This window comes from Lysinibacillus sp. NPDC097195 (assembly GCF_044762075.1).
Classification (GTDB): Bacteria; Bacillota; Bacilli; order Bacillales_A; family Planococcaceae; genus Lysinibacillus.
Map to the genome: position 1 here is coordinate 821,717 of NZ_JBIWDP010000001.1, position 25,794 is coordinate 847,510.

Genomic DNA, 25,794 nt, shown 5'->3' on the forward strand with positions numbered 1-25,794 from the left:
ACATATTGACGAAATGATGCTTCTAAATATTCCCTCTTCTAAAAACAGAACATTTGTTCTATAATAAGGTTAAGGAACATAAATATGTATTAGATAAACGCTACAATAAAACGAATAAGTGCCCGAATACCCATTTCACGTCAAGTGGACCTTGGAGCAGCAATTTAAAAGAAGGGAGTAATGAGGATGGAACGAAAGGAAAGTTTGAAAAAATCGATGGTTACATTGCTTGGATTGTTTTCGGAGGGGAGCAACGATGATCAATGTACACGTATGTGAGCATAGTTTCCTAAAGGATGAAAATACTAAACAAACATGTATCAATATGGATATAATTTTGTATCTAAAATGGAAGCGGTGAGCGTACGATGATTACCTCTGATGAGCGGTATTTATTGCATCGTTATATTGTGGCTGATTTACTGCATCGCACGTTAATGAAGGATTGGCAATATATTGAACCGATGAAAATGGCGGAAGTCTTCTCTTTATGGTTTGAACAGCAAACAATGACATTGCGAAGAGAGTGCAAATTATTAAAAAGTCAGTTACAGGCAAAGGGCTTAAAAATAGTGCGATTAACGGTGCTTGATGAATATTTTTGCATCTATACCATTGCAACACGCGGCGAAGATATGGATTTGCAGTATGCCATTAACGCTTTAAAAAGTGAAGTCCAAGACGAAGTTCAAAAAAGGCTTTTTGCTTTAAATTCACCGATGCAAAGAAAAGACTGAGACTTTGCACTGCTATTTTTCCCAAAAAACGTTATGATAGAGAGAGCAAGGCGGTAAGACCGTAACAAAGAAAGTAGGAAATCGTTTTGAGTAAGTATGAAACACTATTATTTGATGTAGATGACACTTTATTAGATTTTGATTTAGCTGAAGAATCAGCATTAAGCCGTTTATTTGAGCAAGAAAATATTGCGACGACACCGACAATGATTGCTCGTTATAAAGAAATTAATGCGTCCATGTGGCGTGCATTTGAGCGTGGCGAAGTAACGAAAAACACCCTACATAATACTCGCTTTTCTATTGCATTAAAAGAATTTGGTATCGATGTAGACGGCGAATATTTTGAAACAGTTTTTCAGAAGTATCTACAGGAGGCGCATCATTATGTTGATGGAGCGCATGAGCTGATTGCTCAACTTGCGAAAAACTATAATTTATATGTCGTTTCAAACGGTGTGACAAAAACACAAAATAAACGATTGGTAGATGCAGATTTAGCAAAATATTTTCAAGCAATTTTTATTTCTGAGCAAACAGGCTATCAGAAACCGATGCCCGCCTTTTTCGATTATGTCTTTGAGCGCATTGACGGTTTAAATAAAGATAAAACCCTCATCATTGGAGACTCACTAACTTCGGATGTAAAAGGTGGATTGCTAGCAGGAATTGATACGTGCTGGTTTAACATTCGCAATATTTATAATACGACAGATATTCAACCACATTATGAAATTAAAAAATTACAAGAACTGCAGACGTTATTAAATAAATAATCTAGAAGGAACTTCGCTTTACTATTAGAATATAGACTAATAGTAGGTGAAGTTTTTTTTGTATGGAATGACATGATAAAAATACTATATTTTTACACTTTCAAATAGCTTATGATAGTTATAGCAAATAAAAAAGGGAGGAGTAATATGAAAGTAATAGTTTCAACAACAATTATGGCAGTCTTGTTGGGTGTTTTCATTGCCTTGCCAAATGAAGTATCTGCCTATGAACAACCAACCCATTATGTACATACGAAAACAGAAAATATGACGGTATATTCCGCCTATGGTGCCACGATTTCCGCAACTGAAAAAAATGGCCTATATAGTATTAAAGCGAATATCGTCAATAATCGTCAGCCGCTTGAGGTCGTTATTTTTAAAAATGGACAGTCGGGTGTGCTACAGCAAGTGCTGAAGAAAGGTGTAACCGAACCTGTTGCTTATCGTGATGAAGGGGATCGAATTATTGCCACGATTCATAACAATGCAGAGTTAAAGTTTGTGCATCCAGAACAACTATATTTTCGAGATATCTCCACGTCATCAGCAAGTGGTTATATTCAAACTTTAGCGGAGCGAGGGATTGTTCGAGGGCGCACAGCAGATCATTTCGGTGTCAATGATACATTAACACGTGCACAATTAACTGTATTACTTGTGCGTGCATTTGGCTTCCAACAGGTGCCAACGAAACAATTTACAGACATCAAAGAAAAAACATCGTGGTATGGTGGGCATGTCGGTGCCTTACATGCATTAGGTATTATAAACGGCAAAACCCCAACAATTTTTGATCCAAACGGTAGAATTACACGTCAGCAGGCGATTTTAATGCTTGGGCGCACATTAGATGCCATCGATTTTGTCCATGACGCTGAATTATCTTTACCATATGAGGATAGTCGTAGCTTCCAAGGGGAGTTATTACATCACACGCAAACACTTTATGCAATTGGTGCACTGGAAGACAGTGCAAAGCTATACCCGAACGAACTCATCACACGAGCTCAATTTGCCAAAATGTTGGCTGTAACTTTACAAAGTGCCGGCAGACTATAATTGTCAGAATTGTTTGAGTGCCTGGCACTCAACACTGGCACTTAACACCTTTTCATCCATAAATGGAAGAAAAGGTGTTTTTTTATTTGCTGAACAACTTTACAAAACCAAACGAATCCATTAAAATTTCAACACTTATATTGATAATAGTTATCATTACCAATATGATGGTGTGAGAAGTGAAAATAAATATATGATATTTGTTTTGGGGTATAGAAAGTAAGAAACCTATAAGTGCTTGTTTTTTCGTGGTGTGGAGATTTCTTTCACGGTTTGTTAATTGGTTTGGAGAGAAGCGCTTGGAAATGCAAAGAATCCAAAAACTATAGGAGGGAGATATGACATGTTAGAAATACAGCAACTTTCTATTTGGATACAAACAGCCAATGAAGAAAAGCAAGTTTTAAGCGATGCTAGTATAACGATTCCAGCAGGTAAAATAGTCGGTATCATCGGGGAGAGTGGCAGTGGCAAGTCTATGTTGTGTCAAGCCATTATGCAACAATTTCGAGATTCAAGGCGCTATCACGGTGACATTTTATTTGAAGGGCGCTCATTATTAACAATGGAAGAGCATGAATTACGTCAACTACGAGGTAATGAAATTGCACTTATTATGCAAAATCCGTTGGCAATGTTTAACCCAGCTGTAACAATAGGTGAACAATTTATAGCCACTTTACAAGCACAGACCTCTGTAAATAAACAACAGGCATTAAAAATAGTAACAGAGCAACTTGCACGTTTTCATTTGCCAGACATAACGATATTAAAAAAATATCCGTATGAATTAAGTAGAGGAGTGCTGCAACGAATGATGATTGCCCTTGCGGCAAGTCTTCGTCCTAAACTATTATTAGTAGATGATCCAACTACAGCACTCGATACAATGACCCAGCTCGAAATTTTAGAGGATTTAGCATTGTACCAACAGCAAACGAACACGAGCATGCTTATTGTTTCACATGATCTAAGTGTTATTGCAAAAATGGCTGAAATCATTATCGTGATGCGCGATGGTCAAATTATCGAGTATGGTCCTGCAAAATGTATTCTAGAACAACCCATTCATTCCTATTCAAAGGCATTGTTAGCTGCGATGGATAACCAATATACTCTTGAACGGCTTATTGAGGCATGGACAAGAACGATAACTGGTGAATTATATGAATATAAACAGGGATATTGGGTAAGACAGGAGAAAATTTAATGCAAATGTAGCGCCATGCATCGAGTGTTTAAAATAAAAACTATCAAATACATTAGAATAAAATTTGCAAGATCAACTAGGCACGTATGATGGTCAAAAGGTATAAAATTTAAAATATCGGGCAAAACCTTTTATGAGACTAGTTTTCATGAAAGGGGAAAATGCTAATGAGTACCACATTAAATGCGACAAAACGTCACAAAGGACAACGCTCATCATTAACAAAACTAAGACAAAGTGGTGCAATTCCTGGTGTCGTTTACGGTTACCAAATGGAGCCCACATCGATATCACTTGATGCTCGAATGTTCGCAAAAATATTAAGCGAAATTGGTAGCAAAAGTGTCTTTCAACTAGATGTTGAAGGCAAAAAAATAAATGCTGTATTAAATGAAGTCCAACGCTGTGCATTAAAAGGCTATGTAAAGCATGTCGACTTTAAATCCATCAATATGTCAGAGGAGCTAGAAGTCGATATTCCTGTTACTGTTGTAGGCGAAGCGATTGGTGTAAAAGATGGTGGTTTCCTGTTACAACCAAATCGTGATATTCGCATTAAAGTCCAACCATCAGCAATACCTGAAACAGTAGAAATCGATGTCACAAATGTAGCAATTGGCACATCAGTGTATGTTGGTGATATACGTCAAAACTTCCATTTTGAAATATTAAATGAAGATGACTATACATTAGTGACAATCACACCTCCAGCAGCAGAAAATGTGCAAGAAGACGATACAGTTGATGGAACACCTGAAGTGATAGAAGCGACAGGACAAAATACAGCTGAACCGCGAGAGTAATCTATAGTGTATACATCCATAATAAAAGCTTGTGAAAATGGTCATTTCACAAGCTTTTTGTTCATTGCTATTTAGATGACAGCACTTTTAACGCCAGTCCATTTAGTAAATAACTTTTCATTGTAAGTTAAGGCGACTTGTACGATAGGACCGAGACCAAATGCCATCAGGACTGTCCCAATACCAATAGGTCCTCCAAGTAAGAAGCCAATTATTGCTACTGTAACTTCCATTAACGTGCGGGCACGTGTAACACTCCAACCAAGCTTATGAACCATTAGCAGCATTAACGTGTCTCGTGGACCAATCCCTAAATTCGCCACCATATACATACCACAGCCCCAACCGAGTAAAAGCAAGCCTGTGAGGTAGGCGAATAACTGCATCCAAAAGCCCTCAATATCAGGGAGCCAAAAGTTGAATATATCAATGAAAATACCAGCTAAAAACATATCTGCAAATGTGCCAGGCAAAGGAAACTTCTTTGTCACCATCATATCAAAAGCTAAGATTGCTAGACCGATAAGGATAGACCAAGTGCCAATTGTAAGACCGAACGTTTTGGCTAATCCTATATGTAAGACATCCCATGAGCCGACGCCAAATAATTGTCCTTTAATTGTTAACGTGATGCCTAAAGATAAAAGCAAGATGCCAGTAATAAAAAATAGACATCGTGTAAAAAAAGCTTGTTTCATATTTCTAAACCTCATTCTGAAATTTCATATTGTCCAACAAAACATTATAGCAAGATTTTTGGTAAAACCTCGAAAATAGTCATTTCATATTTTTCAAAAAAAGGCGGTTTAGCTTTATGTAGGAGGGGTAAAATAACAGTGACGAAGAAAGGATGAGATAAAATGACTTCAGTACGTGATGAAATTTTAGAAGTATTAAATCGAGAAAAAATTGGAACGATGGCAACAGTTGAAAATGGTAAGCCCTATTCACGCTATATGACATTCCAACATGAAGACTTCGTGTTATATACTGTGACAAATAAGCATTCAGAGAAAATGGATGAATTACGGAAAAATCCTTATACACATATTTTATATGGTTACGACAATGGCGGCTTTGGTGATACATTTGTAGAAATCGAAGGCAAGCTTACGGAAATCCAAGAGGAAGGTTTGAAAAATAAATTAGCAGAATTTTTCACAGGGATTTTCATTGGCAACAAAGATGAAATGGTGACACTTAAAATAGAACCTATTCGCATGCGACTGATGAACAAAAAAGGCGAGCCACCAAAAGAGTTAGAATTTAACCATGAATAGGTGTTAGCGGGACCCTATTGTAGGTGATACTTGTTGATTGTACCAGAGGGTGGGCTACTGCTAGCCAAAATGCACAATTCGTTAGAAGCGAACACCTCCACGCTAGGAGGTTGCAGGCTTACTATGGTGAGCGGATTGCATCCACTCGACGCGGCAATCAACTATAAGGAAACGACCATGAATAGATGGTCGTTTTTTTCTTGTAGTTAGGAAAATGAAGGGTATTTAAAGTGAAACAGCTACAAGACTTGAATCTTTTTCGTCATTCATGCATGATAAGTTTTAAAAGAATAGGGAGTGCATAAAAGGGTGGAAAAATTACAGCAACTCACACAAAACATCAAGGCATCACAGGGGAAAGTAGAAGCAGATTTTATTTTACGTAATGCGCAAGTAGCAGACGTCTATACATTGACGTGGAAAAAAGCCGATATTGTCGTTAAAAATGGCCAAATAGTAGCCCTAGATAGACAAAATCGTTTTATGGCAAAGAATGAAGAAGATGCGGCTGGGCAATATGTTATCCCGGGGTTAATTGATGGTCATATACATATTGAATCGTCAATGCTGACACCAGCCGAATTTAGTCGTGTACTTGTTCCTCACGGCGTTACGACCGTTATTACTGACCCACATGAAATTGCCAATGTAGCAGGGGCAGAAGGTATTCAGTTTATGCTAGATGATGCTAAAAAAGCGGAAATGGATATTTTTGTTATGCTACCTTCAAGTGTGCCAGGCACGCCATTTGAACATGCGGGGGCTACTCTTACGGCTGCAGACTTAAAGCCTTTTATGAATAATGACAATGTCCGTGGTTTAGCAGAGGTAATGGATTTCCCTGCTGTGCTAAATGGTGACGCGAGTATGCTTGAAAAAATTATTTTAGCACAACAAGGCAATTTAGTCGTAGATGGACATTGCGCAGGATTATCGAGCACTCAAATTACCGGTTACCGCGCAGCAGGCATTCAAACCGACCATGAATGCGTGACGGCTGAAGAAGCGTTAGACCGTATTGAGCAAGGCATGTATGTATTAATTCGTGAAGGCTCAGCGGCTAAAAATTTACGTGATTTATTGCCAGCTGTTAATACAATTAATGCTCGGCGATTCGGTTTTTGTACAGATGATAAATATGTGGATGAATTACTAGAGGAAGGTAGCATTAACTTTGACGTACAAATGGCGATTGCAGAAGGAATGGAGCCATTACAAGCGATTCAATTAGCTACAATTAATGTGGCAGAATGTTATCGTCTGCATGATCGTGGTGTTTTAGCGCCAGGCTATAAAGCCGATTTTGTCTTAGTCGAAGATGTGAACGAGATGCGTGCAAAAGCGGTTTGGAAAAATGGCGTTAAAGTTGCTGAAAACGGTGCAATGCTAACAGCACGTGCAAAACTTGAAGTGCCTGCTCATATCCAGCAGTCTGTTCACTTGCCATTTGTAACGACGGACAGGCTAGCTATTCCATTTACAAAAGGAACAACAGCCAATGTTATGGAAATTGTTCCAAATCAGCTTATTACGAACCATTTAGTAATGGATGTACCAGTCAAAGATGGTGTCTTTGTACCATCCGTAGCGCAAGATTTACTAAAGCTTGCAGTCATTGAGCGTCACCATCATTTGCATACGACAGGTCTTGGCATTGTCAAAGGCTTTGGCTTACAAAAAGGTGCGATTGCCACAACTGTAGCCCATGACTCGCACAATGCATTAGTCGTAGGAACGAATGATGAAGATATGGTAATAGCACTCAATCGTCTTCAAGAAATACAAGGGGGATTTGTGATTGTAGCAGACGGTCAAATTTTAGCGGAAATGCCACTAGTAATAGGTGGCTTAATGACCGATGCAACAGCTCAGGATGCCACAATGCAGTTAACAAATTTACACAATGCATTAAATGAACTTAACCCACATTTAGATTTCCATTTTCTTTTAACGTTTTCGTTTGTAGCATTACCCGTTATCCCAGCGTTAAAGTTAACGGATACAGGTTTGTTTGATGTGACAACATTCCAACATATATCGATAGAAGCATAATAATAAAAAACGACCTGTAGGCTAAATGCATGCAGGTCGTTTTTTAGTCAATACTCGATTTGGATTTAGATTATAAACGACATTTTGTTCTCTTTTAAGTGATAAATATTCTATTATGAACATTATTTTACTCCACTTTTAAGAGAAGTTATCAAACGAACTAATTGTTTGTGAATCAAAATGATTGAAATCGAAGCGTTTTCATACTAAAATAACTTTTATAGATTATCGATAATCTATAATGTATAACATTTTTACTAGCCATCATATACACAGAACTATTAAAATAAAGAGATATAAATTTATTGGAGTGGTTTGATGGGATTTAATGAAAGTTCAATTTCGAAAAAAACAATTGCAGAACAAATAGCAGAGCAATTATTATTTCGCATATTTTCCGGTCAATATGAACAAGGTCAGCGTTTGATTGAGTCGGAAATCGCAAAAGAGTTACAAGTAAGTCATGCACCTGTCCGAGAGGCTCTTTATCTTTTACAAAAAGACGGTGTAGTTGAAAAAATACAACATAAAGGTGTAAGTGTAAAAATTATTTCAGATCAGGAATTAAAGGATTATTTAGAGACCCTTTATTACCTGTTAGACCTTGCACTGAAAAAATGTGAAACAAAATGGACTGCCGATTTCCAACATGAACTTTTACTTCGTTTTGAAAAAATGGAACAACGGAAGTCCGCTAAAAATATTTACGAATATGTTGTAGCGTTTGCCCACTTATTAGAGTTATTTTTTGATATCACTGGAAATATTGCGATGCTCCGTTTCTTTAAAGAAACAATATTTGTTACAAATGTAGCTGCACAAACAAAATGGAAAATGAATCTCGTTGAATCCTATCATATGTCCATTCATACGTTTATTAAGTGTATAGAAATATCGGATTTTGAAAACGCCCGAAATGCTATTAAAGATGTTATCCTTTGGCATCATTTTAATTAAATTTTAAAGGGGATAATTGTATGAAAGCAGCAGTTTGGCATGGTGTGAAAGATATTAGAGTCGAAGAGGTTACATTACGTGCTTTAAGAGAAGATGAAGTGAAAGTAAAAGTAGCATGGGCAGGTATTTGCGGTAGTGACTTACATGAATATCAAGAAGGTCCAGTATTTATACCAGTTGATGCAAAAGCGGATTTAACGAATGAAGTTGCTCCTTTAACAATGGGACATGAATTTGCTGGCGTAATCGAAGAAGTTGGTTCTAAGGTTTCAAACTTTAAAGTAGGAGACCGTGTAGTCATCAATCCTACTTTAACATATAGAAAAAAACATGAAGATATCGACCGTTATGATGGCTTTAATTTTATTGGCTTACATGGAAATGGTGGATTTGCAAAATATGCAAACGTACCTGAATCTAATATCCATCGTTTGGCAGACAATCTAACTTTACAAGATGGTGCATTAGTAGAACCGATGGCTGTAGCTGTACAAGCTGTAAAAGATGCTGGAGTTACTCTAGGAGATTCGGTTGCGGTGTTCGGTGCCGGACCAATTGGATTATTAACAGTCATTGCGGCTAAAGCATCTGGTGCAAGCAAAGTCATCGTATTAGATTTATCGGATAACCGTTTGGAAAAAGCGAAAGAATTAGGTGCAACTCATATTATTAACTCTGGTAACGGTGACCCTGTACAAGCGGTTCGTGCTATTGTAGAAGATGGAGTAGATGTGTCATTTGAAGTGGCTGGTGTGGCGCCAACATTTAAACAAGCTATTGATGTAACAAAAGCGCGTGGCAATGTGATGATTGTGTCTATTTTTGCAAGACCAATTGAGTGGAATCCAATTCATCTTACAAACACTGGTGTCAATCTATTATCTTCAATTGTTTATACACCGACAATGTTCCAAAGAACAATTGACGCAATGGCAGCCGGTCAACTAAATCCACAAGGCATTATCACAAGTCAAATTAAATTAGATGATATTGTCGACAAAGGATTTGAAGCGTTAACAAACGACAAAACTCAATCTAAAATATTAGTTGAGTTAAGTGGAGAAAAATAAAACAACTCGACAGTAAATTGTAACTAGGCTATGCTCCTTTTCTTATAATCCATAAAGAGAGAACTATTATTAGTTCTCTCTTTAATTTTTATTCACTTATCCACATAAACCCCATCATTATTTTATCGCCCTTTGTGCAGCGAATATTTTTTGGAGTAATTCGTTTACACTATCAACCACAAAGGTGACTTATAGCTTTATTGCTTTTTTAATGTACCTGAGAAATTCGTTCCTTCATCATGCTCAGAGCGGCAATCGACCTCAATGATTTTTAAGGCATTTTTTAATTGCTCAAATTCCAACACACAACGATTCCCATTGACTGATTGATTCATTACAGCTTTCGTGCTAGATGTCATCGTAGCCTTCCCATCAACACTCCCTGACTGTTGTCCATCATTGGCTGTTATAGAAATATCAAAAGTTTTGGTGGTTGCATTGGAAATAATGGCGTCGCGGCGATTAAAGTCATTCGCTCCTTTGCCCCATTTGTAATAATACGTATAGGTGCCTTCCCAAATACTTTTCGTTGCTATCCCTTGCTGCATCGATTTATCGAGCTGGTGCTGAGCATTTATAGCTCGTGCATTTAAAGAAGCATTACTCTGGTTTTCATAAATGGATTGTGCATCATCAGAGATTGTGTAAAAATTTCTCGAGTCCATACGGTGCAGCAATGTCACAACTTGCGCACGTGTCATATTGTTTGCCACTCCGAAAAACTTTTGTAAGTCACGATTTTCATACTGCTCATTTTGACCAGTGGAAATGTAAGAATCAAGTAAAAATTGAATGGAATCATTTAGACCACGTTTGCCCTCAGCAAGGTGAGTAATGGCCTGTGCAACAACACCGCGTTTTATTGCAGCCGCTCGGATTTGATTATGTAAATATCCGTTAAGCGGGACACCATAACTTGCAAGGCGGTTGTAATAATCATCTGCCCAGTTAGCGGCAGGAGTCTGCTTTTTTAACTCATCATAGGGAGATTCTAACTCATAATAATTAGCAAGTAACTTGGCAAATTGTTGCTCGGTAATAATGGCATTAGGCTTGAAGGTGCCGTCTGCGTAGCCGTCGATAATAGCATATTCCTCTGCCCACAAAACTGCCTCATAAGCATAATGATCTTCGGGTACATCTTTAAAACCAGCTGCTTCCACTTTAATATTTCCAGCAACGACCAGTAATGAAAGCAATAACAGGTAAACTAATTGTTTCATTATCATACTTCCTTTCTAGCTAGTGTACTATTTAGTTTGCAGGATATAGATGGAAACTGCAAATATTACCTTTATTATTAGTGGAAATGATTAGTCCGTTTCGATAGATGGAAGTTATAGGTGATCCCCAATCTTTATCACAAGTAACGAAATAAGCATCTTCAATATTTGTAGAATTTTAGACAAATATTGAAGGTGCTTTTTGTGTAGGCGAAAGCGCAACATGTAGGAGAAAAAAAATTTTTAAAAGAAATTTTTATAAAACAGTTGAAATTTCTTTATGTTAAGCATATATTTTTCCTAAGGGAAACAAAATATCGCAAAAGAAAGAAGAGTGAGTGTATGAAAGAGTTAGATGATTTGAAACTAACAATTCTTCCACTAGGAATTCTAGTGTTTCTGACGATGTTATGGAAAATGACCCAATCTGTTGGCGTAGCCATCTCAATTATTGTTTTTTGGATGGGCTGGAAACAGCTTATGAAGAAATACATGATCAATAATTAAATGACTGCCTTTGAGCCAACAACAATCGAAAAACACATTATTTACTTTAGGGAAATACGAGAAATGTTTCCGCAAGTTGCAGCGAAGCATTTCTTGTAAATTATAAAAAGAGTAAGGAGGAAGCCGTTTTATCAAAACACGCAACATTATAAAACGATAAAAGTCATACGTTTACTTCCACGTCCATTAACACTGACCCGCTTATCACATCATCTAGAAAGACTTTGAGGAAGAATGAAACCTTCTTCAGTCACTTTAGTGGATGGAAAATGATAGACAACTGTGACAAACTAATGGGCAACAAAAGCTGTAATAATTCAAACGCAAATACCCATAGTTGCAAGCAATTTGATGAAAACAGTTAAGTGTTAACCCTTCTTCCATAATATATCGTGGCTAAAATTTTCTGACAGCTGAAAAGATTAGCGGGCTACCAAGTACGTTTTAAATAGTCGTCAAACGATGATTCGACTAATTTGTTGGCGTTATTGAATCCAAATTTGGCTTTGGCTGTTTGGAATAATAGCTATACGCTCAAGCGGACACAGTAAAGCAAGAAGTAGACGAAACGCTAAAATGTTTTATAAGGTTTTGACAACGGTAATAGTAATGAAACGTTTTTTAGGTGTAGTAATGTTCATGATGTTCCTTGTCGGTTGTAGTGCAGAAAATGATGCAACTGGCAAAAAGGAAGGAGTCGTTGTAGCAACAACAGGGCATATTGCTGATGTCATTAAAGAAATTGGCGGTGAGCATTTAACTGTTTCGGCTTTAATGGGGCCAGGTGTAGATCCTCATTTATACAAGGCAACACAAAGTGATTTATCAAAATTAGAAAGCGCTGAGGTAATTTTTTATAACGGTTTACAATTAGAAGGGCAAATGCTCGATATTTTTGATCAAATGTCAAAAGATAAAACCGTGCTAGCCGTTGGTGATAAGTTAGATAAAACAAAGCTACTCGATAGTGAAGATGAGGGGCTACTACATGATCCGCATATTTGGTTTAACATTGATCTATGGAAGCAAGTTGTCGATGCGGTAGCGAAAACACTTGTGGAAGAATATCCAGACTTTAAAGATGACTTTAAAGCCAATGAAACAGCTTACTTAAAAAAATTAGACGAATTACAAACATATGCGACTAAGCGAATTAGTGAAATTCCTGATAAACAACGCATTTTAGTAACGGCACACGATGCATTTAACTATTTTGGTGAAAGCCAAGGTTTTGAAGTTCGCGGTTTACAAGGACTAAGTACAGAGGCTGAATACGGTGTGAAAGATGTACAGGAGATGGTTGACTTTCTAGTAGACAACAAAATCAAAGCTATTTTTGTGGAGTCTAGCGTATCGGATAAAGCGATGAAAGCTGTTATCGAAGGGGCAAAACAAAAAGGACATGATGTTGTCATTGGAGGGGAATTATTCTCAGATGCCATGGGTGCTGAGGGGACAGAAGAAGGCACATACGTTGGGATGTATCAACATAACATCGACACCATTGTCGATGCATTGAAGTAGGTGGGAAAATGAATGCTTTAACAGTTGAAAATTTATCGGTTGCTTATGATAAGAAAACCGTATTAGAAAATGCCAACGTGACAGTGCCGACAGGCCGATTAGCAGCAATTATAGGGCCTAATGGGGCGGGCAAATCGACGTTTTTAAAAGCGATATTAAATCAATTACCAAATAAGGTTGGCAAAGTAGAAATATTGGGCAAATTATTTGATCCAAAAAGTTTAGTTGTTGGTTATGTACCTCAACGAAATGCAGTTGATTGGGATTTCCCAACGAATGCACTCGATATTGTATTAATGGGGCGCTATGGACATACAGGGTTATTTAAACGGCCTTCTAAACAAGATAAAATGTTAGCAAGGCAGGCATTGGAAAGTGTCGGCATGCAAGATTTTGCGGAGCGTTCCATCGGACAATTATCCGGAGGCCAACAACAGCGTGTGTTTTTAGCGAGAGCTCTAGCACAGAATGCCAATATATATTTTTTAGATGAACCATTTGCCGGAGTGGATGCCGCAACAGAAAAAACGATTATCGATATTTTAAAAAGCTTAAGGGCCCAGGGAAAAAGTATTTTTGTCGTGCATCATGATTTACAAACTGTAAAAGACTATTTTGATTATACTATTTTGTTAAATAAAACGATTTTAGCATCAGGGAATACCGAAGATGTTTTTACCCCAGAACAGCTGCAAAAGACATATGGTGGAAAACTCTTTATGGTGCAAGAGACGATAGGAGCGGAAGTCGTATGCTAAGTGGTAACTTACTGTGGGTATTAATGGGTACGATGCTGCTTGGGGTTGCAGCTGGTATGACTGGTACGTTCTCTTTTCTTCAAAAACAAAGTTTAGTGGGTGATGCTGCAGCACATGCAGCATTGCCTGGTATTGCCTTAGCATTTTTATTAACAGGACAAAAGGATTTACCTATCTTAATGCTAGGGGCAGGTATTACATCAGCTTTGTCTGTCTATTGTATCCAATGGATTGTGTCATTTTCTAAAATGAAGGCAGACGCTGCAATTGGGTTGGTGCTTACCGTATTTTTTGGAATAGGCGTCGTATTTTTGACCGTTGTCAATCATAGTCCGTTAGGTAATCAAAGTGGCCTTAATAATTTTATTTTTGGTAAAGCTGCAACGATGACTAAAGCGGACTTAACATGGCTATTGATTAGTGCAACCATAATCATTTTAGTGAGTTTATTGTTTTATAAAGAATGGAAGCTGCTAATTTTTGATCCGGTATACGCTAAAGGAATTGGTTTGCCAATTGAAGCATTGAAAGCGACATTAACTGTCTTAATTGTTATGACGATTGTAACGGGCATCCAATCAGTCGGCGTTATTTTAATGTCAGCATTGTTGATTATTCCGGCTGTCAGCGCGAGATTATGGACGACAAAGCTAAGTTCCATGCTTGTCCTTAGTGCTGCAATAGGTGGTTTATCAGGCATTGTTGGAACCTTTGTCAGTGCCACGCGATCCGGCTTATCGACAGGGCCATTAATTGTATTAGTAGCGGCTGCTATTTTCTTTATATCCTACTTAATTAGTCCAACGGGGCAAATTAATAAGTTTCTTAGAAAAAAACAGTTCCGCAAGCAAGGTGAGATTATATGATTGAATTATGGGTTATTATCACGGGGCTATTGGTAGGTATTACGTGTGGAATGGCTGGTGTTTTTTTAATATTGCGTAAGATGTCAATGATTGCTGATGCCATAAGCCATACAGTATTATTCGGAATTGTTATGGCCTTCATTGTCACGCAAACATTAAATGGCTTTTGGATGTTAGTAGGTGCCGCAGTTGCCGGGATTTTAACCGCGTATTTAGTACAATTACTCCATACTTCGGGTATACAGCAAGATGCTGCAATTGGTGTTGTTTTTACGACTTTATTTGCTGCTGGCGTTCTGCTAATCACATTGTTTGCTAGCCATGTGCACTTAGATGTTGAACATATTTTAATGGGCGAAATTGCATTTGTTCCTTGGGATAAATGGACTTTTTTGTCGATTACTATGCCGAAAGCCGTTTGGATATTAGCACTCGTATTATTGATAAATATCGCGTTTTGCGTAATCTTCTTTAAAGAAATGAAACTTGCAACGTTTGATGCCGTTTATGCGGCGTCGATTGGTGTGCCAATACTATTTTTGCATTATGCTTTTATGACGTCTATTTCCTTTACAACTGTTGCAGCATTTGATAGTGTTGGGGCAATTTTAGTCGTCGCAATGTTAATTGGACCTGCTGCAACGGCTAATCTAATTAGTAAATCAATTAAACAAATGTTCCTATTGAGTATGTTATATGGAGGGGCATCGGCGATTATCGGCTATTATTTGGCGAAACTTTGGGACACTTCGATTGCAGGCATGATGGCCACTGCGGTCGGCATTCTATTTATCGTGACATTATTCGCTCAAAAGCTCGTCCATCATAAACGAAAATCGCTCGTCGGGAAATTAGAAGGTTTATAACATGTTGGGTTGATTTGAAAAAGAGGCATAAAGAGATGAGGATCAAAAAAACCTCATCTCTTTATTTTGTTTTGTAGTTAACTTTGTTAAATAGTTAAGTGAAGTTAAAAGACCTTTATATTCATGGCACAATTCATCCTTTTGCATGATTTCCACTTTCGATAAAAATAGTATACTTTTGACAGTGTTCAAAAGGAGGATTAGCATGATAAAGGGATTGTATGAAGCACATTTGCCAGTAAGCGATTTACAAAAGTCCGTTCTGTTTTATCAAAAGCTAGGACTTGAGTTAGCGTATAAGCAAAATCAATTGGCTTTTTTCTGGATTGTGAAAGGGGAAAGTTCGCTAGGGCTATGGGAAAGTAAGGAAGTCCTATTAGACTATCATCCTTCTATCCGCCATATCGCTTTCAGAATTGATGAAGAAGACTTATTGCAAGTGAAAGAGTGGCTGCAATCCATCGACATTGAAGTACGAACAGCTTTTGGCTATTCACCAGCGCAACAACCACTTGTTTTACCAAATTATCCTTATGCACATGCAGCCATTTATTTTGCAGATCCTGATGGCAATTCAATTGAACTGATATCGCCAATTCAACTCGATGTTGATAAAGAATTTCCGATGATGTCTTTGAATGATTGGACCACAGCTTAAAACAAGAAGACGTTGACATATAGAATAAGTTGTAATTTTATATGTACGAATATTGTAAATTTTGTTACTATGGGTGTTATTAAAATTTAAACTAGGACAACAAGGAGACACAGCATGTGGAGAAATCGTAACGTCTGGATAATTTTATTAGGGGAGTTTGTAGTAGGTCTTGGTTTATGGGCAGGGATTATCGGCAATTTAGCATTTATGCAAGAGGTTGTGCCGTCTGATTTCTATAAATCATTAATTATTTCAATTGGTATTTTAGCCGGTCTTGTTGTAGCACCACTCGCAGGACGTTTAATTGATCAATCAAAGAAAAAAACGGTTATTCAATTTGCCAGTGTAGGTCGCATTATTAGCGTATTTTTTATGTTTATCGCACTATATACCAATTCAGTCATTTGGATGATACTATTTTTAATTACATTGCAAATTGCGGCAGCTTTTTATATGCCTGCCTTACAGTCGATTATTCCAATGGTCGTGAAAGATCAAGATTTAATTACATTGAATGCATGGCAAATGAATGCTCGCACGATTTCTAGAATTGTCGGCACAGCGGCAGCAGGTTTGATGTTAAGTTATTTTGAGTTGAAATGGTTATACATAATTTCGCTAATCGTTTACATCATTATGTATTTTATAACAAGTGCTTTAAAACTTGATGAAACAGTTAGTGTGGCTGTTCAAGATAAAGCTAAAGGCAAATTTAAGGAAGTACTGCCAATGCTAAAAGAGCATCCGGTTGTATTAATGACACTAGTACTCATGCTCATCCCAACATTGTTTTTAGGCTCTTTTAATTTAGTCATTATGAAAATATCAGAAATGCATCAGTCTACAACTATTTCTGGTTTATTGTATACAGTTGAAGGAATAGGTTTTATGTTAGGGGCGGCGGGGCTAAAATATATTGCTGAGCGAGTACAAATAGGGACATTATTGTTCGGCCTAGCATTTATCATTGGGTTAATGGAACTGATGTTACTGCTGGCAGATAATACGTTCTTTGCGTTACTAACATTTGGACTATTTGGTTTTTCTGTCGGTTGTTTTTTCCCAACAACGATGGTGATTTTTCAAAAACAAGTGCCAAAAGAGTATTATGGCCGTTTCTTTTCATTCCGCAATATGATTGATTCTGTTGTCTTCCAAGTCGTTCTGCTATCAACAGGCATGATGCTTGATTTCATTGGCTTAAATGGCATGGGGCTCGTTTTTGGCATTATTAGTTTAAGCTTAACCGTATCATTTTTATTTTTCTCGAAGAAAAAGAATGTCGTGATGCATGCGCAATAATGTAATTTGAAAATTCGTAATTGTTTGAGTGCCTGGCACTTAGTAAAAGGAGGAACATGCAATGAATAGTTATTATGCAGTCATTTTCACATCACAGCGCACGGATGACGACAACGAAGGCTATGCCAAAATGGCAGATGCAATGGAAGTTTTAGCTAAACAGCAACCGGGTTTTCTGCGTGTTGAGAGTTCAAGAAACCAAGAGGGGCAAGGAATTACGGTATCTTACTGGGAATCGCTCGAAGCAATCCAAAAGTGGAGAGACAATACGAAGCATACTGTTGCACAACAATTGGGAAAGGAAACATGGTACAGTCATTATCAGGTAGAAATATGCCAAGTGTTGCGTAGCTATTCTTTTAAAGAGGATAGCACTGCACAGTAAAACGATAGAAAGCTAGAAAATCCGTGTACCTGCAAAAAGGCTACACGGATTTTCTATTAGTAAAAAGCCATTTGATGCTAATATTTAGTAATCGTAATGCTATTTTCACCAACTTCTTTATATGCACGATGGTCAATTGCACCAGCAACCGCTTCAAACGGAATGGCACGTCGGATACCTGCTGTCACAAATTTTTTAGCCTGGATGACAGCATCCTCAACACGAAGACCTTGTGCTAAACCTGCCGTAATAGCGGCAGAGTACGAACAACCAGCACCATTTGTATGGATTGTCTCAATGCGTGGCGCTTCTACAGTTAGCATGTGTGCACCATCATATAATACATCCGTTGCAGGACCTTCAAGACGACCGCCTTTCACAAGTACATATTGTGTACCGAGCTTATGTAAATCACGGGCAGCATCTTGTAAATCTTGCACTGTCGTTAAGCCTCTACCGCCAAGCAAATACTCAGCCTCGGGCATATTTGGCGTCATAATCGTTGCTTGTGGCAACAGCTGGTCTTTTAAAGAAGCCATAGCTCCTTCCTCCATTAGTGCCGTGCCCACTTTGCCAAACATCACAGGGTCGATAACGATATGTTTAATATGGGCAGTAGGGAGCCAGTGCGCTACAAGTTCGATAATCTCTCTTGTAAATAGCATACCTGTTTTTAACGCATCCATACCAATTTGCGAAGCGATTGTATAGAGTTGTGCTTCAAGTACTTCTAGCGATTGTGTATAAACGCCTTGTTTTGTAATGGGGTGTGTTGCGACAAAGGCTGTAATAGCGGAGGTGCAGTATACTCCTAGTTCTTGAAAAGTTTTTAAATCTGCTTGAATGCCAGCTCCACCACGTGCGGCGGAACCAGCGATTGTGCATGCTTTTTTCATCGTAAATGTACTCCTCTTCTTGTTGCGTTAAGCTTTCTGATTATTATTAGATTAAAAAATATTTAAATATTATTTTATTTTAATAATAATTGTCGCTTTTTTGAAAGAGCCAGAAAGCAGCGTTTTTATAATGTCAGTTTCGCTTTATGATAGATTTTGTTGATAGCGTTTCACGGGGATATTGCCAAGTTTACGCCAAATCTTTTCGACAGGACCTTGGTTATATTTTCGTAACCATAATGTAGAAAATATAATCATAAATAATGTTATGCCTAGCCAAGATGCATGGATCATTAGTTGGTCAGCATGTTTGGAAAGGCCGAGACCCCAATTATAGAATAGAACGGATGCTACGATATTTTGAGCGATATAGCATGTAAGAGCCATTTTCCCGACATTACTTATATATTGTTGGGTTTTCATGAACTTTTGATGGCGAGCGACTAAAAAGACAAGGCCGAGATAGCCTAAGGATAAGATAGGAGCGAAAACATAGCGGTCCAAAATGACGAATTGGGCGATAAATAGCGATAGAGCGTTTAATGGGATGCCAAGGCCGAGCCCAATCCATAGTAAGCGATTCTGAAGCCGGATACCGACTGCATCCATTTTTAATAAACCTTTTCGTACGAGGAAGACGCCAAGTAAAAATAAGAAAACATTCATTGGTAAGATCATAATAGCTTCAGAGCGTAATATCCAAAAATGCTCCAGCCGGTAAATGACTTGTTCCCACCATGATAAACCGGATATTTCAAATAATTGATTTTCTTGACGAACTAATAATGCTTGTTCAGTGAGACTGCTGCGATTAGCACTAAAAGTGGCATACGGGCTATTTGGAAATAATGTTCGTCCAAGTTGAGAAGACATGAACTTGTCCAATAGAAAACCTTCCACGACTTGGTGGAAAAGATGGATAGCTACCGCACAATACATACAAATTTTCATAAATCGCTCAGAGCGTTGAATAATAAACGCTACGACAATAGCTGTTAACGAATAGCTCATTAATACATCAAACTCAAAGACAAAAATATAATGAAGAAAACCATCAATAAAAAGTAAAATCATGGACCATAAATAAAGTCGAAACCAAGGTAGACCTCTATTTTGGAAACTAGTATATTTCAATTGCATGCCAATACCAAACATGATTGTTAAAAGCCCAAGGAATTTACCGTTTGTTAAATAATCAGAAAACTTGGTTATGTATGAACTAATAACTGAAAAATCGGCTTCATCTACTCCCTCACTGGAATAGTCAGCAAAGCCAAAAATCCAAATATTCGTTCCCAGTGTGCCAATTATGGCCAGTCCTCTAGCCACATCAAGTAATTTTATTCTCTCCATTAAAACACCTCACGTAACATTGTAGAGCGTAATGATTATCATTTAGCTCTCGCAATAATAAACGATGATAGGAAAGGAAGGTTGCATCAAAAATGAATATTTTGATGCATTGAAATAGAGAAAATGTGATTTTTTTAGTATGCAAAAGTGCATTTTATATAGAAAAAAGCACCTCTTTAAGGTGCTTAAAACATTTGTGGTAACAGGTTGTTAAGAAAGTGTCGATTTTTCCGTAGCCATATTTTTAATATCATTCGATGTGTTAAAAGTTGTTGTCTTTTATTCGGTCTATTTTTTGCTTCTAGTAAACTTTCAAGTAAAATACAAGTTTCCGTAGCATAGGCTTGTGGCTCTACAAGTACATCAAGTTTGGTATCAATTAATTGAGCTGCTTGTACTTTGGCAAGTAATTGTGCAAAACAAGTTGTCATTTCTTGATAGGCTTCATCTTGTTGTAAATCAATTAATCTATATAAGGTATGTTCTATCTCAGCCTCCAACGTTTGGAGCTGGTCATTTGGTTGTTGAGTCAAAAAATCACCTCTTATTTAAGTTAAGATAGTACGAAAAGACCTAGTGCAGCAAAAAGTAATCCAATGAATACTGTACTACAAATATAACTTAATGCTTGCCCCCATTTGTTCTTTTCCATTAGTTGGAGCGTTTCAAAGCCAAAGGTTGAAAAAGTAGTGTAAGCACCTAAAAAACCGATCCCTAAGAAATGCCACAGCGCATCACTTGGATGGCTACCATAGAGCAGTCCTAGAGCAAAAGAGCCTGTAATGTTAATAAAAAAGGTAGCCCATGGATATGAACTGACAATCCATTTCCCTAAGTAAAATCTCGTTAAGGCACCAATAAATCCACCAATACCGACTAGTATCATTGTACAGGCCTCCTTGCTAGCTTAGCGCCAAGCCAGGCGCAAGCTACACCACCAACAACGCTCATAAAACAATAGCTGAATGCCTGTACCCATTGACTATTGTCAATGAGAAGAAGCGTCTCGATAGAAAAGGTAGAAAAGGTTGTGAAAGCACCTAGAAAACCTGTTCCTATGCAAACTACGAGTGGTGTGCGCTTGGTAAAAATCGTAAAAAGGTATGCTAAACAAAAGCATCCAAGTAAGTTGATAATAAGTGTTGTAGTAGGGAAGTTCGTTGTATTTGGCAGTAACACACTAAGACCATAGCGGGAAATAGCACCAAAAAATCCCCCTACACCAATAGCAAAAAATAATTTCAAATTTCCAAGACTCCTTTATCTTTTAAGACAATAATGTGAGAGTTAGCGATCAGCATACTTTAAGAAAGTCCGAGATTCACTACAGTTCTTCTATTGTATCAAGGACGAAAGCAGGATGGTAGCTATTCGACCAGTATTCAAAGAAATGTAATGTGACACGCATTACTAGATATACTTCATTACTTTAAAGTGCTAATTATTACCTAAAAATAATAAAAAATAACAGTTAGAATGTTGACAATTATTTCAATAATGTGATAATCTTCAGTAACACTATACAAAATAAACAAGGAGGGCATGACAATGATGATTTTACCAGTACAATACCAAAGCACAGCTGCATACATTGTCCATGTCTAACGTTGTTATTTTTAATGCAATGAGGTATGGGCACACCTTACCTTTTATAAGAGACGCATGCTCTTTTGAGGGGATGTGTCTTTTTTTATTGCAAAAAATTTGTAGTGAAACATAAAAAGGAGTGTATGTCGTATGCGAAATATCACAAGGAAATTAATTTTCAATAAAGAATTGCTAGATAGTGGGTAGCGAAGATTTAACGCAGGAAAGAAAGAAGGTTATGATACATGTTTGATGTTTTAAGTAAATTAAGCTGGTTTTTTAAGCAATATTGGAAGCAATATACGGTAGCAATTGTGCTATTAATGATTGCAAGTGGGTTGGAAGTTATTCCACCCTATTTATTGGGATCGATAATTGATATATTAACAGCTGGTTCTATGACGACAGCTATATTAGTGAAATATTTGCTGATTTTTGGCGGTATTATCGTGGGCGGCTATGTATTAAATTTTGTATGGCAATTCCGTTTATTTGAAGGTGCCATTAACTTAGAGAAGATTTTGCGTCGTAATTTAATGCAACATTTTTTACGCATGACGCCGACCTTTTATGAAAAAAATCGCACAGGTGATTTAATGGCTCGTGCGACAAACGATTTAAATGCTGTATCACTAACAGCTGGCTTTGGTATTATGACACTGATTGATTCGACTATTTATATGGGCTGCATTATTTTTGCGATGGGCTATATGATTTCATGGAAGTTAACGTTTTTTGCCATGTTGCCAGTACCCATTATGGCTATTCTTATTCAGTATTTGGGGAAAATTGTGCATGAACGTTATATGAAGGCACAGGATGCCTTTGGCGAATTAAATGATAGTGTCCTTGAGTCTGTAGCAGGTGTTCGGGTTGTACGGGCTTATGTGCAAGAGAAAAAAGATGAAGCCACATTTGCAGCAATGAGTGAAGTTGTCTATGAAAAAAATATGCATACAACAAAAATCAATGCTTTATTTGGGCCAATTACCAAAGTAGGTACAGGGATTAGTTATGTTGTGGCACTCGGTTACGGTGCACATTTAGTATCGACTGAGGCGATGACGCTAGGGCAGCTCGTCACGTTCACTGTCTATTTAGGTTTAGCAGTGTGGCCAATCTTTGCTATTGGTGAACTGATTAATGTCATGCAGCAGGGCAATGCCTCATTAGACCGCGTACAAGAAACATTACGCTATAAAGCGGATGTGCAAAATAGCGTATCAACACAAGAGGTAGCAATTCCACATGCTATTGGCTTCGACGATTTATCCTTCCAGTATCCGATGAGTCAGGTGAAAAATTTAGAGCGTATATCACTGTCTCTCAAAAAAGGGCAAACACTTGGTATTGTTGGTAAAACAGGAGCTGGTAAGACGACTTTTTTACGTCAATTACTACGTGAGTATCCGATTGGCAAGGGGCAATTGTCTATTGATGGCATCGATATAACGGCACAAACAAAGGAACAGTTACTCGATTGGATTGGGTATGTGCCTCAGGATCATGTGCTATTCTCACGGACAATCCGAGAAAATATTTTATTCGGCAAAGAAGATGCCACTGAAGAAGAGCTCAAACAAGCCATTCGTGCAGCGTACTTTGAAAAAGATTTAGCGCATCTCCCAATGGGGCTTGAAACACTTGTTGGAGAGAAAGGTGTATCACTTTCAGGTGGTCAAAAGCAACGTGTGTCCATTGCGCGGGCATTAATTAAAGACCCTGAAATTTTAATACTGGATGATTCGCTTTCAGCTGTAGATGCCAAAACAGAGGCGAAAATTATTGAAAATATTCAGCGTGAGCGACAGGATCGAACGACGATTATTACGACCCATCGTTTATCAGGCATTCAACATGCCAATATCATTATTGTGTTGGATGAAGGACAAATAGTAGAACAAGGAACACATGAACAGCTCCTTTCACAACAAGGCTGGTATAAAGAGCAATTCGACCGTCAGCAGCTAGAAGGGGGTGCCTCATGAGTACGAGTCAACGCTTAACACGCTATGCAATGTATTTTAAAAAACCAATATTTTTAGGATTATTTTTCTTAACTATTGCCGTATTTACGGAGCTGGTAGGGCCTTTTATTGCCAAATATATCATCGACCATTATATGACGATAGGTCATATTGAGATTAAGCCGATTACATGGCTATTACTCATCTATTTTATTTTGGCAATTGCAACAGCGGTCTTACGTTATTTTATGTATATTTATTTACAAATGGGCGCCAATCGCGTCGTACAAAAATTACGGAAAGATGTATTTGAGCATATTCAAACATTGCCCATTCAATATTTTGATAACTTACCAGCAGGGAAAATTGTGGCACGCGTTACGAACGATACCGAGGCAGTACGTAATTTATATGTACAGGTGCTTTCGAATTTCGTGACAAGTATCATCTCCATTGTTGGTGTATATATGGCACTGTTCTTTTTAAATTGGCAAATGGCTTGTTTAGCTTTAGTGATGGTGCCTATCATTTATGTGTGGATGATTTTATATCGTAAATTTGCTTCGAAATACAATGATGTCATTCGTACGAAAATTGCGGATATTAATGCCATGATTAATGAGTCTATTCAAGGCATGACGATTATTCAAGCATTTCGACGCGAGCAACAAATGACGAAAGAATTCGATGATATGAATAATGAGCACTACGCGTATGAGCGTAAACTATTAGTGCTTGATTCAGCTACTTCTTTTAACTTGGTGAATACGTTAAGGCTTATCATGTTCACTATTTTTATTTATTATTTTGGGACGCAATCGATGACGACAACGCAAATTGTGTCAGCAGGGACGCTATATGCTTTTGTTGATTTTTTAACGAAACTTTTTAATCCGATTACCAACATAGTTAATCAATTTTCACAACTTGAACGTTCGCTGATTGCAGGGAAGCGCGTGTTTGAAGTATTAGACATAGACGGAGAGCCCGTATCGGAAGTAAGTCTACCAAGATACAAAGGAAATGTTGTCTTTGAAGATGTTTCCTTTGCTTATAAAAATGATGACTATGTATTGAAAAACCTATCTTTTGAAGCACACCAAGGGGAAACCATTGCCCTTGTAGGTCATACGGGATCGGGGAAAAGTTCAATTATGAATTTATTATTCCGCTTCTATGATCCATCAAAAGGCAAAATTTCGATTGATGGCATCGATATTACTTCGGTTGCTCGTCAATCAATGCGTGAGCATATGGGAATTGTCTTACAGGACCCGTATTTATTTACAGGAACCATTGCTTCCAATGTAAGCTTAAATAATCCGAAAATTTCTCGTCAAAAAGTTGAAGATTCCTTAAAAGCAGTGGGTGGGGATCGAGTGTTAGCAAACTTACCAAATGGCTATGATGAACCAGTAATCGAAAAAGGAAGTACATTATCTTCTGGTCAGCGCCAACTCATTTCGTTTGCACGTGCACTAGCATTTGATCCGGCTATTTTAATATTAGATGAAGCGACATCCAATATCGATACGGAGACGGAAGAAATTATTCAGCATGCGATGGATGTTTTGAAAAAAGGACGCACAACATTTATCATTGCTCACCGTCTATCAACGATTAAAAATGCAGACCGTATTCTTGTTTTGGATCGTGGAGAAATTGTGGAGCGTGGAACGCACGATGAGTTGTTAGCACAAGGTGGCATTTACGAAAAAATGTATCAAATGCAAGCGAACTCATTACAATAACAATAAGGACGCAGCCCCACTTTGTTTAGTGGGGCTTTAATTATTTTTTTTATATCATTTTTGATAACTACTGTTGCTAATTTGTATTAATGGAATGGTGATTCCCTTCTAAGGTTGTGTCATATGTAACTACCTTCAGGTGATAGGAAACGATTATTTTTTGATATAATCTATATAAATGCAAAAGTAAGAAAAATGAATAAG

26 protein-coding genes are annotated in these 25,794 nt (G+C 37.6%); 19 read left to right on the plus strand and 7 right to left on the minus strand.

Annotated elements, in window-relative coordinates; translation table 11 throughout:
- The first annotated feature begins 368 nt into the window (after window positions 1–368).
- From ACIQXI_RS04135 to ACIQXI_RS04155, 5 genes are all read left to right on the plus strand, one after another.
- Window positions 369–737 carry a YhjD family protein gene (locus ACIQXI_RS04135; protein WP_402921903.1) on the plus strand — a complete coding sequence of 123 codons (369 nt, stop codon included), beginning with the start codon at window positions 369–371 and terminating at the stop codon, window positions 735–737.
- Between the two features lie 86 nt (window positions 738–823).
- A complete protein-coding gene (locus ACIQXI_RS04140) occupies window positions 824–1,513 on the plus strand; it encodes a YjjG family noncanonical pyrimidine nucleotidase (RefSeq protein WP_402921905.1) in 690 nt (229 codons plus the stop codon).
- A 147-nt stretch (window positions 1,514–1,660) separates the two neighbouring features.
- Complete coding sequence (locus ACIQXI_RS04145) at window positions 1,661–2,575, plus strand: S-layer homology domain-containing protein (protein ID WP_402921907.1); 915 nt, start codon at window positions 1,661–1,663, stop codon at window positions 2,573–2,575.
- A 343-nt stretch (window positions 2,576–2,918) separates the two neighbouring features.
- Entirely contained in the window at window positions 2,919–3,785 is an 867-nt protein-coding gene (locus ACIQXI_RS04150) for an ATP-binding cassette domain-containing protein (protein WP_402921908.1), read from the plus strand.
- A gap of 167 nt (window positions 3,786–3,952) precedes the next feature.
- On the plus strand, window positions 3,953–4,588 hold the full coding sequence (locus ACIQXI_RS04155; RefSeq protein WP_402921910.1) for a 50S ribosomal protein L25/general stress protein Ctc: 636 nt from the start codon (window positions 3,953–3,955) through the stop codon (window positions 4,586–4,588).
- 71 nt (window positions 4,589–4,659) lie between these two features.
- Here the strand turns inward: ACIQXI_RS04155 and ACIQXI_RS04160 are convergent, their stop codons facing one another.
- Window positions 4,660–5,286, minus strand: coding sequence for a YczE/YyaS/YitT family protein (locus tag ACIQXI_RS04160; RefSeq protein ID WP_402921912.1), 627 nt, complete (start codon window positions 5,284–5,286; stop codon window positions 4,660–4,662).
- Window positions 5,287–5,448: 162 nt separating this feature from the next.
- Between ACIQXI_RS04160 and ACIQXI_RS04165 the strand changes: the two genes are divergently transcribed.
- The 4 genes from ACIQXI_RS04165 to ACIQXI_RS04180 all read left to right on the plus strand — a co-directional run bounded on the left by ACIQXI_RS04165 (window position 5,449) and on the right by ACIQXI_RS04180 (window position 9,947).
- A complete protein-coding gene (locus tag ACIQXI_RS04165) occupies window positions 5,449–5,868 on the plus strand; it encodes a pyridoxamine 5'-phosphate oxidase family protein (RefSeq protein ID WP_402921914.1) in 420 nt (139 codons plus the stop codon).
- 309 nt (window positions 5,869–6,177) lie between these two features.
- Window positions 6,178–7,920, plus strand: a complete 1,743-nt coding sequence (ade, locus tag ACIQXI_RS04170) for an adenine deaminase (RefSeq protein ID WP_402921916.1) — start codon at window positions 6,178–6,180, stop codon at window positions 7,918–7,920.
- Between the two features lie 318 nt (window positions 7,921–8,238).
- Window positions 8,239–8,877, plus strand: coding sequence for a GntR family transcriptional regulator (locus ACIQXI_RS04175; protein ID WP_402921918.1), 639 nt, complete (start codon window positions 8,239–8,241; stop codon window positions 8,875–8,877).
- A gap of 20 nt (window positions 8,878–8,897) precedes the next feature.
- Window positions 8,898–9,947, plus strand: a complete 1,050-nt coding sequence (locus ACIQXI_RS04180; RefSeq protein WP_402921920.1) for a 2,3-butanediol dehydrogenase — start codon at window positions 8,898–8,900, stop codon at window positions 9,945–9,947.
- Between the two features lie 197 nt (window positions 9,948–10,144).
- Here ACIQXI_RS04180 and ACIQXI_RS04185 read toward each other — a convergent pair whose 3' ends face one another.
- Complete coding sequence (locus ACIQXI_RS04185) at window positions 10,145–11,170, minus strand: S-layer homology domain-containing protein (RefSeq protein WP_402921922.1); 1,026 nt, start codon at window positions 11,168–11,170, stop codon at window positions 10,145–10,147.
- Window positions 11,171–11,530: 360 nt separating this feature from the next.
- On the opposite strand from ACIQXI_RS04185, the gene ACIQXI_RS04190 reads away from it, so the two are divergent.
- From ACIQXI_RS04190 to ACIQXI_RS04225, 8 genes are all read left to right on the plus strand, one after another.
- Window positions 11,531–11,677: a hypothetical protein gene (locus ACIQXI_RS04190; protein ID WP_402921923.1), complete on the plus strand. Its 147-nt coding sequence runs from the start codon at window positions 11,531–11,533 to the stop codon at window positions 11,675–11,677.
- Window positions 11,678–12,286: 609 nt separating this feature from the next.
- Window positions 12,287–13,201, plus strand: a complete 915-nt coding sequence (locus tag ACIQXI_RS04195; protein WP_402921925.1) for a metal ABC transporter solute-binding protein, Zn/Mn family — start codon at window positions 12,287–12,289, stop codon at window positions 13,199–13,201.
- An 8-nt stretch (window positions 13,202–13,209) separates the two neighbouring features.
- On the plus strand, window positions 13,210–13,959 hold the full coding sequence (locus ACIQXI_RS04200; RefSeq protein WP_402921927.1) for a metal ABC transporter ATP-binding protein: 750 nt from the start codon (window positions 13,210–13,212) through the stop codon (window positions 13,957–13,959).
- On the plus strand, window positions 13,953–14,825 hold the full coding sequence (locus tag ACIQXI_RS04205) for a metal ABC transporter permease (protein WP_402921929.1): 873 nt from the start codon (window positions 13,953–13,955) through the stop codon (window positions 14,823–14,825). The genes ACIQXI_RS04200 and ACIQXI_RS04205 overlap by 7 nt, the downstream gene beginning before the upstream one ends.
- Window positions 14,822–15,691, plus strand: coding sequence for a metal ABC transporter permease (locus ACIQXI_RS04210; RefSeq protein WP_402921931.1), 870 nt, complete (start codon window positions 14,822–14,824; stop codon window positions 15,689–15,691). Before ACIQXI_RS04205 ends, ACIQXI_RS04210 begins: the two co-directional genes overlap by 4 nt.
- Before the next feature lie 205 nt (window positions 15,692–15,896).
- Entirely contained in the window at window positions 15,897–16,349 is a 453-nt protein-coding gene (locus ACIQXI_RS04215; RefSeq protein ID WP_402921933.1) for a VOC family protein, read from the plus strand.
- A gap of 114 nt (window positions 16,350–16,463) precedes the next feature.
- Window positions 16,464–17,651, plus strand: a complete 1,188-nt coding sequence (locus ACIQXI_RS04220) for an MFS transporter (protein ID WP_402921935.1) — start codon at window positions 16,464–16,466, stop codon at window positions 17,649–17,651.
- 61 nt (window positions 17,652–17,712) lie between these two features.
- On the plus strand, window positions 17,713–18,036 hold the full coding sequence (locus ACIQXI_RS04225; protein WP_402921937.1) for an antibiotic biosynthesis monooxygenase family protein: 324 nt from the start codon (window positions 17,713–17,715) through the stop codon (window positions 18,034–18,036).
- A 77-nt stretch (window positions 18,037–18,113) separates the two neighbouring features.
- On the opposite strand, the gene thiD is transcribed toward ACIQXI_RS04225, so the two are convergent.
- From thiD to crcB (ACIQXI_RS04250), 5 genes are all read right to left on the minus strand, one after another.
- Window positions 18,114–18,932 (minus strand): bifunctional hydroxymethylpyrimidine kinase/phosphomethylpyrimidine kinase, encoded by an 819-nt coding sequence (gene thiD, locus ACIQXI_RS04230; RefSeq protein ID WP_402921939.1) that lies wholly within the window; start codon window positions 18,930–18,932, stop codon window positions 18,114–18,116.
- A 144-nt stretch (window positions 18,933–19,076) separates the two neighbouring features.
- Window positions 19,077–20,285: a DUF418 domain-containing protein gene (locus tag ACIQXI_RS04235; protein ID WP_402921940.1), complete on the minus strand. Its 1,209-nt coding sequence runs from the start codon at window positions 20,283–20,285 to the stop codon at window positions 19,077–19,079.
- Window positions 20,286–20,470: 185 nt separating this feature from the next.
- Window positions 20,471–20,818 (minus strand): hypothetical protein, encoded by a 348-nt coding sequence (locus tag ACIQXI_RS04240; protein WP_402921941.1) that lies wholly within the window; start codon window positions 20,816–20,818, stop codon window positions 20,471–20,473.
- A gap of 20 nt (window positions 20,819–20,838) precedes the next feature.
- Window positions 20,839–21,171: a fluoride efflux transporter CrcB gene (crcB, locus tag ACIQXI_RS04245; protein ID WP_402921943.1), complete on the minus strand. Its 333-nt coding sequence runs from the start codon at window positions 21,169–21,171 to the stop codon at window positions 20,839–20,841.
- Complete coding sequence (gene crcB, locus ACIQXI_RS04250; protein ID WP_402921945.1) at window positions 21,168–21,530, minus strand: fluoride efflux transporter CrcB; 363 nt, start codon at window positions 21,528–21,530, stop codon at window positions 21,168–21,170. The genes crcB (ACIQXI_RS04245) and crcB (ACIQXI_RS04250) overlap by 4 nt, the downstream gene beginning before the upstream one ends.
- A gap of 587 nt (window positions 21,531–22,117) precedes the next feature.
- Here crcB (ACIQXI_RS04250) and ACIQXI_RS04255 point away from each other — a divergent pair.
- Both ACIQXI_RS04255 and ACIQXI_RS04260 read left to right on the plus strand, forming a co-directional pair.
- The gene (locus ACIQXI_RS04255; protein ID WP_402921946.1) at window positions 22,118–23,860 is read left to right on the plus strand and encodes an ABC transporter ATP-binding protein; all 1,743 of its coding nucleotides are present in this window, start codon (window positions 22,118–22,120) and stop codon (window positions 23,858–23,860) included.
- Window positions 23,857–25,590: an ABC transporter ATP-binding protein gene (locus ACIQXI_RS04260; RefSeq protein WP_402921947.1), complete on the plus strand. Its 1,734-nt coding sequence runs from the start codon at window positions 23,857–23,859 to the stop codon at window positions 25,588–25,590. The genes ACIQXI_RS04255 and ACIQXI_RS04260 overlap by 4 nt, the downstream gene beginning before the upstream one ends.
- Window positions 25,591–25,794 lie beyond the last annotated feature (204 nt).